The 12,812-nt window shown below is 70.1% G+C and carries 11 protein-coding genes; 10 read left to right on the forward strand and 1 reads right to left on the reverse strand.

From position 1 onward, the window contains the following. The first annotated feature begins 55 nt into the window (after window positions 1-55). The 9 genes from AB0A63_RS36720 (at window position 56) to AB0A63_RS36760 (ending at window position 10,938) form a co-directional block, all read left to right on the forward strand. Complete coding sequence (locus AB0A63_RS36720; RefSeq protein WP_360399995.1) at window positions 56-1,162, forward strand: acyl-CoA dehydrogenase family protein; 1,107 nt, start codon at window positions 56-58, stop codon at window positions 1,160-1,162. After that, window positions 1,155-2,360: a tryptophan 2,3-dioxygenase family protein gene (locus tag AB0A63_RS36725; RefSeq protein WP_360399998.1), complete on the forward strand. Its 1,206-nt coding sequence runs from the start codon at window positions 1,155-1,157 to the stop codon at window positions 2,358-2,360. The genes AB0A63_RS36720 and AB0A63_RS36725 overlap by 8 nt, the downstream gene beginning before the upstream one ends. Next, the gene (locus AB0A63_RS36730) at window positions 2,351-3,727 is read left to right on the forward strand and encodes an aminotransferase class I/II-fold pyridoxal phosphate-dependent enzyme (protein ID WP_360400001.1); all 1,377 of its coding nucleotides are present in this window, start codon (window positions 2,351-2,353) and stop codon (window positions 3,725-3,727) included. Before AB0A63_RS36725 ends, AB0A63_RS36730 begins: the two co-directional genes overlap by 10 nt. 250 nt (window positions 3,728-3,977) lie before the next feature. Beyond that, window positions 3,978-5,003: an iron-containing redox enzyme family protein gene (locus AB0A63_RS36735; RefSeq protein WP_360400004.1), complete on the forward strand. Its 1,026-nt coding sequence runs from the start codon at window positions 3,978-3,980 to the stop codon at window positions 5,001-5,003. Window positions 5,004-5,043: 40 nt separating this feature from the next. Beyond that, window positions 5,044-5,751 carry a 2OG-Fe dioxygenase family protein gene (locus AB0A63_RS36740; RefSeq protein WP_360400007.1) on the forward strand — a complete coding sequence of 236 codons (708 nt, stop codon included), beginning with the start codon at window positions 5,044-5,046 and terminating at the stop codon, window positions 5,749-5,751. 5 nt (window positions 5,752-5,756) lie between these two features. Continuing rightward, window positions 5,757-6,620, forward strand: coding sequence for a diaminopimelate epimerase (gene dapF / locus AB0A63_RS36745; protein ID WP_360400010.1), 864 nt, complete (start codon window positions 5,757-5,759; stop codon window positions 6,618-6,620). Window positions 6,621-6,629: 9 nt separating this feature from the next. After that, window positions 6,630-8,747, forward strand: a complete 2,118-nt coding sequence (locus AB0A63_RS36750; protein ID WP_360400013.1) for a molybdopterin-dependent oxidoreductase — start codon at window positions 6,630-6,632, stop codon at window positions 8,745-8,747. Beyond that, window positions 8,744-10,198, forward strand: coding sequence for an aminotransferase class V-fold PLP-dependent enzyme (locus AB0A63_RS36755; RefSeq protein ID WP_360400016.1), 1,455 nt, complete (start codon window positions 8,744-8,746; stop codon window positions 10,196-10,198). The genes AB0A63_RS36750 and AB0A63_RS36755 overlap by 4 nt, the downstream gene beginning before the upstream one ends. A gap of 152 nt (window positions 10,199-10,350) precedes the next feature. Beyond that, window positions 10,351-10,938, forward strand: a complete 588-nt coding sequence (locus tag AB0A63_RS36760; protein ID WP_360400019.1) for a hypothetical protein — start codon at window positions 10,351-10,353, stop codon at window positions 10,936-10,938. 40 nt (window positions 10,939-10,978) lie between these two features. On the opposite strand, the gene AB0A63_RS36765 is transcribed toward AB0A63_RS36760, so the two are convergent. After that, window positions 10,979-11,854 carry an SAM-dependent methyltransferase gene (locus AB0A63_RS36765; RefSeq protein WP_360400022.1) on the reverse strand — a complete coding sequence of 292 codons (876 nt, stop codon included), beginning with the start codon at window positions 11,852-11,854 and terminating at the stop codon, window positions 10,979-10,981. A gap of 176 nt (window positions 11,855-12,030) precedes the next feature. Between AB0A63_RS36765 and AB0A63_RS36770 the strand changes: the two genes are divergently transcribed. Next, window positions 12,031-12,240, forward strand: coding sequence for a hypothetical protein (locus AB0A63_RS36770; protein ID WP_360400025.1), 210 nt, complete (start codon window positions 12,031-12,033; stop codon window positions 12,238-12,240). The last annotated feature ends 572 nt before the right edge of the window (window positions 12,241-12,812 follow it).

Genomic DNA, 12,812 nt, shown 5'->3' on the forward strand with positions numbered 1-12,812 from the left:
GCAGATCGAGGGTTCACGTGTGCAACTCGGGGCCCAGACTGCGGAAGCAGAAGAGATGGGGTCACTCCCCGCGCACACCGCGGACATCTTGCGCAAGACCGGTGTGGTGAGAATGCTGCAACCCGCGAAGCACGGTGGTTTCGAGGCCGATCCGCGGGAGTTCCTCGACGCGGTGATCCTGACCGCCGAGTCCTGCAGCGCCGCGGGCTGGGTCGCGGGCGTCCTGGGGTCGCACCCGTGGCAGCTGGCCCTGATGCCGGAGTCCGTTCAGGACGACGTGTGGGCGGCTGACCCGGACACCTGGGTGGCGTCGCCGTTCTCCCCGTTCGGCAAGGCGCGCAAGGTCGAGGGAGGCTATCTGCTGAGCGGCAGGTGGGCGTTCTCGTCCGGCACGGACCACTGCGAGTGGGCCTGGCTGGGTGCGACCGTGGTCGATGCCGAGGGCGATCGCGTCGGGTCCGAGGGCACGCTGCACATGCTGCTGCCGCGGAGCGACTACACGATCATCGACGGGTCGTGGAACGCGGTCGGGCTGCGTGGCAGCGGGAGCAAGGACGTCGCGGTGAGCGGTGCGTTCGTGCCTGCCGAGCGCGTGATCGCTGAGCAGGACGTCGTCAGCGGCGTCGCGGCCAGGGAGGCAGGCAGGAGCGAGACCCTCTTCCGCATGCCCTGGTCGGCCATCTTCCCCAACGCGATCACGGCGTCCATCATCGGCATGTGCCGTGGCGCTCTGGCGGCGTCCTTCGACTACCAGCGCGATCGGGTCGACGAGTCCGGCCGGCTGGTGCGTGAGGACAACTTCCTCCTGGCACAGCTGAGCGAGTGCTGCTCCGAGGTCGAGTCCGCACGGGTCCAGATGATGGCCAACGTGGGCCGCATGTGGGACATCGTCGACTCCGGCAAGGAAGTGCCGTTCGAGCTCCGCGCGGCAGCCCGCTGCGACCAGGTCCGCGGCAGCCGGCGCGCTGTCGAGGCACTCGACCGCCTCTACAGCCACTCAGGCGGAAACGCCTTGCGGTCGGATCGGCCCATGCAGCGCTTCTGGCGCGATGCCCATGCCGGGTTGAACCACGCCATCAACGTCTACTCCGGACCGTATCAGGCCTACGCGCTGAGCAGGATGGGCGCGGCAGTTCCGCCCGGTCTCCAGCGTGATGTCTGAGCCACGGGGGACGACAGTGGACGAGCACGCGACAACAACCTCCGCCGTCGACGCACAGCAAGGCGGCCCGACACCGGACCTGGCGAGCTCGATACGCCTGCGGATTTTGCGGCACGGCAAGGACCGGCTCGGGGACGACGCCCTGGAACAGGCCAGAGCGGGCCGCGCCGACGCCGCGACCGGACCGGTGGTCGCGGAGTTCTACAACTGCGTTCTGGACAAGGCGGAGGACCGGTACTCCTACCGCAGCTACCTGGCCCTGGACGTCCTGAAGCCCCTCCTCCCGACGGCCGAGAACGTCCACACCGGACGGACCCTCGTCGCGCGCCTCCTGCGCGACCTGGCCGAGTTCGAGTGGATGACGATGAAGGACGACGACGAGAGCGAGCTCCTCCCGAGCGGCCGGCCACGCCGTCAGCTCGCACTCAAGAGGATTCGCAAGGCGGCCTCCCTGGGCGAGCACTTCGACCCGCTGGGAACAAGACCCGGGCTCGTGGCGGAACCGGTCGAGGACGTGATCCGCTTCAGCGTCCTCCCCGTCTCCGACCACCACGACGAGTACCTCTTCATCCGAGTTCTGCAGTGCTACGAGACGGTGTTCACGATGATGGCGGCCACGCTGGAGGAGGCGGCAGCGGTCGCGCAGTCCGGATGCGCCTTCGAGGTCGCCGCCCGGATCGAGTCGGCTGCGACGACGCTGGACCAGGCGTCGGGGTTGTTCAGCCTGCTGGCCACCATGTCACCGGCGAACTTCCAGGCCTTCCGCATGCAGACCGACGGGTCGAGCGCGATCCAGTCGGAGGCGTACAAGCTGGTGGAGATCTTCTGCGCGTTGCCGAGGAAAGGTCGCCTCGACTCCCCCGCCTTCCTCTCCGTTCCGCGCGTGCGGCTGCGCGCCCTGTCCGGGCTCGACTCCTTGTCCGCGTGGCACCGTCGCCGGCAGAGCAGGTGGAGTGACGCGGAGAGCGCGGTGGTGACGAACGCGGTGCACCTGCTGGAACAGAGCCATCAGAAGTGGAAGCGCACTCACCACTCCATCGCGCGATCGATGATCGGCGACAGCAACGGCACCGGCGGCACGGACGGCATCGAGTACTTGCGGCAGTGCACGGAGAACCGGCTCTTCTGGCCGATCGGCGAGCAGCGCCCTCAGCACGATTCTTCCTTCGACGGAGGCCGAGGCTACCCGTGGACCTGACCAAGTGGATGATCCGGGCACAGGAGGAGAACGCCAGGTGGCAGGACTCCTTTCCGCCGTTCTCACCCCACCCGTCGATGGAGGTCGACGATGACGTGTTCGCGGCGGCCTTCCACGACTTCACGGAGCGGCTCGGGAAGAACTACCCCTTCTTCCACCCGTCGTACGCCGGGCATATGGTCCGCCCGCCGCACTCCGCCGCCACCATCGGCTATCTGGCGGCCATGCTGGTGAACCCGAACAACCACGCGTTCGACGGCGGCCCGGCCACCGTCGAGATGGAGCAGGAGGTCGTCGCCCAGCTGTCCGGCATGTTCGGGTTCGAGGCCCCGCTCGGTCACCTGACCACCAGCGGCACGATCGCGAACCTCGAAGCCCTCTACGTCGCACGAGAGCTCCGGCCCGGCCAAGGCGTCGCGTTCAGCGAGGAAGCCCACTTCACGCACAGCCGCATGTGCCGCGTCCTGGGCATCGAAAGTCATGCGGTGCGGGTCGACGACCGGGGCCGGATGGACGTCGAGGCACTGGAGGAGCTGCTGCGGACACAGCGGATCGGCACGGTCGTCCTGACCGCCGGCACGACCGGTCTCGGCGCGGTCGACCCGATCCACGAGGTCCTCGCGTTGCGGGAGCGCTACGACGTCCGCATCCACGTCGATGCCGCCTACGGCGGTTTCTTCACGCTGCTCGCGGGATCGGACACCGCGGAGGCGCTGCCGCCGGAGCCGTGGCGGGCGATCTCCCGGTGCGACTCCGTGGTGGTCGATCCGCACAAGCACGGGTTGCAGCCCTACGGTTGCGGCGCGGTGCTCTTCAACGACCCGGACGTCAACCGGTTCTACGCCCACGACTCCCCGTACACCTACTGCGCTCCGGCCGGGTTCAACCCCGGCGAGACGAGCCTGGAGTGCTCACGGGCCGGTGCGGCCGCGGCGGCTCTCTGGCTCACCTTCCGGGTCCTGCCGCCGGCCCCGTCAGGACTGGGCCGGGTCCTGGGCGCCGGCAGGCGGGCCGCCCTGGACTGGTCGGCCAGGATCGCGTCGTCCGAGGCCCTCGAGCTGTACCAGGAACCCGAGCTGGACATCGTCACCTACTTCCCGGTCGTCCGGCCCGCGAGCATGCGGCTGGTGGACCAGGTGTCGGCCAGGATGCTGGAAAGCGGTGGCACAGAAGCAGATCCCGTGTTCCTGAGCACGGTGAAGGTGCGCTCCGACGCACTCGTCCGCCGGCATCCCGGTGTCGCCGCCGATGCCCCCGAGGCGCGGATCATCCGCAGCGTGCTGATGAAGCCGGAGTTCGAGGACTTCATCCCGCGACTGCACGACCGGGTGGAGGCGCTGGCCGTCTCCCACTCCGGGCTCAGGTGAGCGTGCTCCCGGCCGGCGCGGCGGAGATCCGGCCGCTCGACCGCACCGCGGTTGAGCATTTGGTTCCGCACGTATTCCACGTGGGTGTTCGGGTCGATCGGCTGGTGCGCGGGGGCAGTCGGGGTGTGCGGCACACCACTCCGGCCTGTGCGGGTGATTCTCTGTCCTCGCTTGGGACGGCGGTCGAGCTCCGTCTACACCGGAGGGACACTCGCAGTCGTTCAGACCTGGCCTCCGGAAAGGGTTTCCAGTGAGCGATGCAGTGGAGCGGGTGTCGGAGTGGCTCGGCCGGCCCGCGGACGAGGTCGACCGGCTGGTGCACCCGGCGGAGCTGGAACGGGTGCTCGGTGCGGTCCACGAGCTCAACAGCCGAGCCGCCGCCGGTGACCGGGAGATGTTCTACCGGCAGCAGCTCCTGCTGTCGCGGATCTACGGCATGCAGCTGCGGGTGGCGCCCGGTGAACCGTCTGCCGAGGGTTCCACCGCGGTGCACCGGGTGACGCGCTCGCTGGAGCGGGCGACCGCGGCGGCGGAGGACGCGCGGATCGAAGCGGGATCGCTCGACGACGCGCCCGCGGACCCCGCCGAGTTCGTGTCGTGGCTGAAGAAGCTGGCGCGGGGGCACACCGTCTTCAAGCACCCGTACTACACCGACTTCATCCGCGACCACGCCGACGCGGAGGCGATCCGCCGTTACATGATCCAGGAGTCGGTGATCGACGGGCGTTTCGACGACCTCCTCGCGCTGATGCAGGTGGGCACGAACGGTCCGGCCAAGATGGAGATCGCGCGGAACTTCTGGGACGAGATGGGCAACGGGAACCCGGCGGAGGTCCACACCCACCTGTTCAAGCAGATCTTCGAGGTCTTCGACATCACCGACGACGAGCTGGAGAGCGCCCTCACCGCCAACGCGCTGCTGTCCGGCAACCTCGCGGTCATGCTGTGCCGCTACCGCTCCAGCTACCCGGAGGCGGTCGGTTTCCTCGGCATGACCGAGTGGCTGGTCCCCGACCGCTTCGTCCAGGTGGTGCACGCCTGGGAGCGGCTCGGCCTGCCGGACGTGGGCATCGTCTACCACCGCCTGCACATCACCGTGGACGCCCAGCACGCCGCCGGCTGGTTCCACAACGTCATCAAACCCGCGGCCACGTCACCGGCCATGCGCAGGGGGATCGCCCGCGGCACGCTGTGGCGGCTGAACTCGTCGCAGCGCTACCTCGACGAGCGCATGTCCGAAGTGGACCTGTCCGCGAGGCTCACGACCGCCGGGTGAGCGGCCGTCCCGCATCTTCACGAGGAAGGGGTTCCCGGACGTGGCACTCAACGAAGCAGGCTTCAGCATCATCGACCTCCCGGCGGCGTCAACCGAGCTGCTGGCGAGCTACGACGACCTGCCGGTCGACGAGTACATGGGTCACGGCACGAGGTTCAAGCGGTTCTGCCAGTACCGGCTGTCCCAGGACCAGGACTCCGGTTGCTCGTTCGAGCTGCTGCCGCAGCGCGACTACACGACCTTCGTCAAGTTCAACCCGGTGGCGGGCGGTATCCGGCGCCGGTACGAGCCGGTCGAGGCCGACTTCACCGACCTGCTCCGCGCGGGCGTGCAGGGGTTCCCGCTCGACCTCTCCGAGGACTGGTCGATCAACCTGCACCAGAACCGGTCGCAGGCGACCAGCGCGGTGACCGCGCCGCTCACCCCGGAGGGCGTGCACCACGACGGCCACGACTACGTGATGATCGGCGTGCTCCGGCGGGCCAACGTCGGGGGCGCGCTGACCAGGCTGTGGAAGCCGGGTGCGGACGAACCCTTCTGGAGCGGCACCATCGAGGAGGGGCAGGCGGTCCTGCTCGACGACCGGGCCATCCAGCACGACGTCACGGACGTGGAGTCGATCGACGGCCGCCCGGCCAACAGGGACATCTTCATCGCGGCGTTCTCCCGGTGGAGCCGGAAGTGGTACGGCGACGAGCACGACGCGCAGGCGCTCGCCGACGCCCCGTCCGGTGCCGCGGCGGACTGACCGGCATGGTGGCGTTCACCAAGTACCACGCGATGGGCAACGACTACCTGCTCGTCGAGCCGCAGGACGGCGTGGCCGCGGGTCCGCTCGCCGCACGCGTCCTGTGCGACCGCCACTTCGGGGTCGGCGCTGACGGGGTGGTGTTCGGGCCGTTGGGACGACCGGCCGCGGCGGGCGTGGTCGAGGTGCGCATCCACAACGCCGACGGTTCGGCGTGCGAGCGGAGTGCGAACGGGTTGCGCGCGTTCGCACTGGAACACGCGCGCCGGCACGGGACGCGGCAGCTGGTCGTGGACACGGGGTTCTGCACGTCCACGGTCTTCGTCGACGACGTGGACGCCGGGATCGTGTCGATCGAGCTCGGCCGCCCGGACTTCTCCGCGCAGGCGGTGCCCGTGCTGGGCTGCGCCGGTGAGGCCGTGGACGTGCCGATCGAGGTCGGCGGCGGCCGGTGGCAGGTCACCGCGCTGAACAACGGCAACCCGCACGCGGTGCTGGTCCTGTCCGCTGTGGACGATCAACTGGCCGACTCGGTCGGTCCCCTGCTGTCCGCGCACCCGCGGTTTCCCGGCAGGGTGAACGTCGAGTTCGCCGCGGTCTTCGGTCAGGACGTCCTCGGCGTGGTGGTGTGGGAACGGGGCGCCGGCCGCGTGCTGGCCTCCGGCAGCGGTGGCTGCGCGGCCGCCGCGGCCGCACGCCGCCTCGGCCTGGTCGGGGACCGGGTCGAGGTGGTCATGAGCGGCGGTGCCTTCACCGCGCGGTTCGACCGCCGGGGCTCCGTGCTCATGACCGGTGAGGTCGAGCACGTCGCCACGGGCCGGGTGGCGGCCGGCCTCACCTCGCGGCTGGAAGAACTGCAACCGTCCTGAGGGAGTGTCGTGCCACGCCAGAACCTGCCCATCACCAGCGCCACGAGCGAGGTCGCCGGAGCGTGCCCGCTCGACTGCCCCGACTGCTGCAGCTGGCTGGTCACCGTGGAGAACGGGGTGGCGACCGGGCTGCGCGGCAACCGGGAGCACCCGGTCACCAGGGGCACCCTGTGCGTCAAGGTGAACCGCTACCTGGAGCAGGCCTCGCACCGGGACCGGATCCTGCACCCGATGCGCCGGGTGGGGGCGAAGGGCGAGGGCCGGTTCGAGCGGATCGGGTGGGACGAGGCGCTGGACGAGATGGCCGACCGCCTCTCCCGCATCATCGACGAGCACGGCGGTGAGGCGCTGTGGCCCTACCAGGGCACCGGTGCGCTCGGGTACCTGCAGGGGGTGCAGGGGCGAGCGGGCACCAGGTTGTGGAACGTGCTCGGCGCGTCCCACCACAACATGACGATCTGCTCGATCGCGGGCCTGACCGGGTTGACGTACGCGCTGGGCACCAGCAGGGGCATGGACCCGGAGGACTTCGCGCTCTCCAAGCTGACCCTGCTGTGGGGCACGAACACGTTGACGTCGGGGCACCACCTCTGGAGGTTCATCGAGGCGGGCCGCAAGAACGGTGGACACGTCGTCGCCATCGACCCGATGCGCACGCGGACCGCGGCCGCCGCGGACGAGCACCTGGCGCCGATGCCCGGGACCGACGGCGCGCTCGCACTCGGCCTGATGCACGTCATCGTCGCGAGTGGCCGGGAGGACGACGACTTCCTGTCGCGGTACTGCTTCGGCTGGGAGGACTTCCGCGAACGCGTGCTGGCCTTCACGCCGGAACGCGCCGCGTCCATCACCGGTGTCCCCGCGGAGCAGATCCGGGACCTGGGTGAGCGGATCGCGCGCACCAGGCCCACCGCGATCCGCACCTCCCAGGGGGTTCAACGGCACGCCGGTGCGGGCGCGACGCTGCGGACGCTCGCCTGCATCCCCGCGGTCACGGGCGACTGGCACCGGCCCGGCGGTGGGCTGATGTTCTCCACCGACACCTACTTCGGCGGCAACCGCGAGGCGCTGTTCCGCGACGACCTGCGCCCGAAAGCGGTGCGCACGCTGTCGATGACGCGGCTCGCCGAGGGGCTGCTGGAGGCGAGCGACCCGCCGGTGATGGGGCTGGTCGTGTACGGCGCCAACCCGGTGGTCAGCACCAGCGACCAGAACCGGGTCCGCGCGGGTCTGTCCAGAAAGGACCTGTACACGGTGGTCCTCGAACACTTCCCGACCGACACCGTCGACTACGCCGATCTGGTCCTGCCCGCGACGATGCAGCACGAGCACACGGACCTGATGGACGCGTACGGCCACCTCTACCTCGCGTGGAACGAACGTGCCGTCGAGCCGCCGGGCGAATGCAGGTCGACCACGGACACCTTCCGCGACCTGGCCGCGCGGATGGGGTTGCGCGAGCCCAGCCTCTACGACTCCGACGAACGGCTCGCCGAGCAGCTCCTCGACTCCGACCACCCCTCGCTGCACGGGATCACGCTCGACGGGCTGCGGGCCGGCGGGTGGGCCCGGCTCAACTACCCCAGCCCGCTCGCACCGTTCGAGCACGGGTTCCCCACCCCGTCGGGGAAGTTCGAGTTCGTTTCGGCCACAGCGGCCGCCGACGGCCTCGACCCGATGCCGGGCTACACCCCGCCGCTGGAGGTCGTGGACGACGAGATGGCCGCACGCCATCCGTTCGTGCTCATAGCGGGCGCGTCGCACTTCGCCATCAACACGATCTTCGGCAACAACGACGAACTGCGGAGAAGAGCGGGTTCGCCGACCGTGGTCGTGCACCCCGACGACGCCCTCGCGCACGGGCTCGCCACCGGAACCCGCGTGAGGGTGTTCAACAGCCGCGGTGAGTTCACCGCGGACGTGCTGGTCGACGCACGGGTCCGCCGCGGTGTCCTCAGCACCACCAAAGGCCATTGGCTCAAGCTCACCGGCGGCGTGACGGTCAACGCCACGGTGGACGAACGGGATGCGGACATGGGTGGTGGAGCGGTGTTCCACGACAACCGGGTCTCGGTCGAAGCCGTCGAGGTCCCGGCAGCGCAGATTCGAGGAGGAGCGTCGACATGAGCGCACACAACGGTGTCCAGCTGGCGAGCGGACCGCAGGGCGCCGAGCAGTTGGGCGCCCTGCTCGGGGTGGCCCTGCGCGGCATGGAGGCCGGCATCCTCGAACGCGGCGGCCCGCTGCCGGCGGGAGGGCCCGCCGTCGTCTCGGCCGCCCTCGCGGCAGCCGGCGGCGGAACGGGCCGCCTGCCCCTCGAGGGCATCGGCGAGGAACGCGCGCTGGAGGAGATGAGCAGGCTCCTCGGCCTGGGCTCCGCCGATCCCGCCCACCCGCACTGCGCGGCCCACCTGGTCTGCTCGTCGCTGGCGGTGTCCGTCGCCGCGGACGTCGTGGCGAGCGCGCTCAACCCGTCCATGGACGTGTGGGAGCTGGCGCCGATGGCCAGTGAGATCGAGCGGGACTTCACCGCGGGCATCGCCGGGCTCTGCTACCCGGCCGAGCCCTCCCCCGACGCCGTGGTGACCTCCGGCGGAACCGAGTCGAACCTCCTGGCGCTGCTCCTCGCGCGCACCCTGCTCGGTGCCGGCCTCCAGGTGGTGTGCGGCGCGAACGCCCACCACAGCGTGACGAGGGCGGCCTGGCTCCTCGGACTGCCCACCCCGGTCGTCGTCGCCTGCGAGGACGACCGGATGGTCCCGGCGGCACTGGAGGCCGCTCTGGAGCGGCTCGGCCCGGCCACCCTCGTCGTCGCCACGGCGGGCACCACCAACACCGGCCGGATCGACCCGCTCCACCAGATCGCCGGGATGTGCCGCCGGTTCGGGGTGCGCCTGCACGTGGACGCGGCCTACGGCGGGCTCGCGCTGTGCAGCGAGGAGTGGAGCCGGCACCTGCACGGCGTCGAGCTGGCGGACTCGGTGACGCTGGACATGCACAAGTTCGGCTGGCAGTCCATCGCGGCCGGTCTCCTCGCGACGCGCAACGCGGCGGACCTCGGCGCGCTCACGATCAGCGCCGACTACATCAACGCCTCCGACGACGTCGACGCCGGCCTGCCGGACCTGCTCGGCAGGTCGATCTGGACCTCGCGGCGCGCGGACGCGTTCCGGATGGCGGTCACGCTGATGGCGTTGGGCACCAACGGGCTCGGTCGCCTGGTCGAGCACTGCTGCGCGACCGCGCGGGAGGTCGCGGCGGAGATCGACCGCCGGTCCGACCTGAGGTTGTGGCAGAGCCCGTCCTTGTCCACCGTGCTCTTCCGGCCGACCGTCCTCGACGACCTGCCGATCGCCGCGGGGGACGCGCTCGTCGGCCGCGTCCGGCGTGAGCTGCTGGCCAGGGGGACCGCGATCGTGGGGCGGGCCGCACTGCCGGACTCAGTGGACGGTCAGCGGAAGCTGTGGCTCAAGCTCACCCTCCTGCACCCGAACGCCTCGGACGCCGACTACCGCTCCCTGCTCGACCAGGTCGTCGCTGTCGCGGCGGAAGAAACAGGGCTGGTGGAGTCCCGGTGAGCCGCCCAGGGCGGTGTGCGCCGGCGGACGGACCTCCGAGCGCGCTCGGGCAGGAGGTCGTGGACGGGTCAGCGGGCCGACCGTGCCCGCTGTGACGATGCACCGCGCGGCGGTCCCCACCGGCCGCCCGGTTTTCACCTAGGAGTTCTGCCATGCAGATCGTGCTCGCGACAGAGTCGGACGCTCCGGCGCTCGGCGAACTCATCACGGAGTCGTTCCGCGACCTGGACCTCACCGGCTGGCTGGTGGACGACCTGGAGGACTGGTGGAAGATCGGCCCGCACTACCTCGAACGGGAGGTTCGGGACGCCATCGCCTGCGGTGTGGTCTACACCCTCCCGGACCTGTCCGCCGCCCTCGTCGCGTTCGACCACGCGGTCGAGCCAGAGCCGACGCCGGAACGGGAGAGCTGGCTCAGGGACCTCACCGGTCCGTACTTCGAACGGTTCGCCCGGTTCGAGGCGGCCTTCCTCTCCGCGCACCCGCACCAGTCCCACTACTACGGCGCCTACCTCGCCGTGCGCCCGACCGAGCAGAACAACGGTGCGGCCACCCTGCTGCTGAACCACCACCACCAGGTCCTGGACGAGCTGGGCCGGGACGCCTACGGCGAAGCGTCGAGCAAGCGGCTGGTGGGCTTCTTCGGTGCCCGCGACTACACGCCGCTCGGTCCGCCGGTCGTCCTCGACGGCCAGGAACTGCTGCAACCGATGTGGCGCACGGCCCGTCGCCCCGGCTGACCGGCTTCGGCGCCGGACCGGCCCACTCCGGTCCGGCGCGTCACTTCCGAGCGGTGCCGACCAGGAGCAGCGACCCGCTCGGATCGCTGAAGTCCACCACCTGGTCGTGCTCGCTCGCCTCTTCCGGATGCCAGTCGGGCGCCCAGGTGACGCCGGGCTCCAGGAGGGTGAAGTCCCCGAAGAGGGCGGTGACCTCCCGGCGGTCGCGGAAGATGGCCGGGCTGACCGAGTTCGCGTACATGCTCTTCAGCTCGCCCAGCATCGCGGCGCTGCGCGGTGAGACCTCCGTGTCGGTGACGTGGGACAGGGAGAGGTACGACCCCGGCACGAGCAGGTCGCGGTAGGTGGCGACGAGGCGGGGGCCGAGGTCCTCGGTGTCGCCGCTGCCGGGTGCGGGTGGTTGCTGGATGTGCAGCACCGCCATGAGGAGCACCGCCACCGGTTCCCGCAGGTCGATCACCCCGGTGTCCGAGATCCGCGACCAGACCCGGTCCGGGTCGCGCAGGTCCGCGTGGACGGCCGCGTGCCGGCTCGGGTCACCGTGCTCTTGGAGCAGCAGGTTCGCGTGGTCGACGGCCACCGGCTCGTGGTCGACGTAGGCGACCCGCACCTCACCCGGCGCGACCTGCTCGCCCACCTCGTGCACGTGCCCCATTGTGGGCACCCCGGACCCGATGTCGATGAACTGGCGGATGCCCAGCCGGACGAGGTGCCGCACCACCCTGCGCTGGAACATCCGGTTGGCGTACGCGACCGACCTGATCACCGGGTAGTCGCGCAGGACGCGTTCGGCGAACTGCCGGTCGACCTCCCAGTTGGTGGTCCCGCCGAGGTAGTAGTCGTAGATCCGGGCGACGCTCGGTCGCGTCAGGTCGACGCCCGGCAACGGGAAGGGCTCGTCGTTCGACTCGGGCACGTCAACTCCTCCGGGTACTGCGCGGACCTGACTCCACTGTGGACCGCAGCGGCTCGCTGCCGATTCCACACCGGTACGACTTCACGGCGCTGCAGGAGATTCTGGCACACCGGCGGTACCGGATGATCACCCGGAACAGGCTTTGTCCGTGTTGTCCGACGGGCAGGAGGTGGTTCATGAAGATCGAACGGCGCGAGTGGGTCCGGACGGTGGGCGAGGACGCCGCTCCCGCGCTGCTCACGTTGCTCGAAGCCGGGGGCGTTGCCTTCGACCCGGTGGAGGAGCAAGTTAACCCGGTCTACCGCGAGTACACCGACGAGTTGCCGGAGGAGGACTACCGCGAGGTCGTGGTGCCGAGCTCACCGATGTCGGCACGGTGCGCGTGAGCGAGCCGGGGAACGCGTCAGCGACGCGGCCGGGATCGGTGACCAACCCCGGCGTTCGTCACCCGCCTCGCCCGTGTCCGTCGAGGAGCCCCAGTCGGCCGGGACGGAGACAGCCGTGATCGAAGTTCAGGGCTCATGCCAGGCCACCGCCGCACACCAGGGCGTGGCGAACTCAGGTTCCATATGCGACGTTCATGTCGAGTGCCACTACAACGCCGCAGCAGGGTCGGCACCGTCCTGGCCGATGATGGTCGTCGGCAGAGGTATACCTGCCGCTCAGGTGTGCCGAACAGGCGGTTGGCTGTGCAGAACATCTTGCCCGCGGGTCAACCAGCCGCCGGAGTTCGTGACATGTCAGGACGGTCGTGCCGTTGCTCCAGCCGGATAGCCTGCCCCGCTGCAACGGCAACGCGGGAACAGTCAGTGTGATCGCGACGACCGCCGTTACCACGACCGCAGCCCAACCCACGTAGTTGCAGCGTTAGCGCTCTCACCACAAAGATTCGCGTCGCCGTGGCTGAACCGTGTCTGGGCTGCTTCTTCGCTCGTTCTCGCGCCATGGTCCCGGTACT

It is taken from the genome of Lentzea sp. NPDC042327 (genome assembly GCF_040647275.1).
Taxonomy (GTDB): Bacteria; Actinomycetota; Actinomycetes; order Mycobacteriales; family Pseudonocardiaceae; genus Lentzea.

Excerpts from the sequence above, each read along its gene's own strand:
- AB0A63_RS36720 (WP_360399995.1), top strand. The coding sequence starts at position 56 with ATGGGGTCACTCCCCGCGCACACCGCGGACATCTTGCGCAAGACCGGT.
- AB0A63_RS36725 (WP_360399998.1), top strand. The coding sequence starts at position 1,155 with ATGTCTGAGCCACGGGGGACGACAGTGGACGAGCACGCGACAACAACC.
- dapF (WP_360400010.1), top strand. The coding sequence starts at position 5,757 with ATGGTGGCGTTCACCAAGTACCACGCGATGGGCAACGACTACCTGCTC.
- AB0A63_RS36755 (WP_360400016.1), top strand. The coding sequence starts at position 8,744 with ATGAGCGCACACAACGGTGTCCAGCTGGCGAGCGGACCGCAGGGCGCC.
- AB0A63_RS36760 (WP_360400019.1), top strand. The coding sequence starts at position 10,351 with ATGCAGATCGTGCTCGCGACAGAGTCGGACGCTCCGGCGCTCGGCGAA.
- AB0A63_RS36770 (WP_360400025.1), top strand. The coding sequence starts at position 12,031 with ATGAAGATCGAACGGCGCGAGTGGGTCCGGACGGTGGGCGAGGACGCC.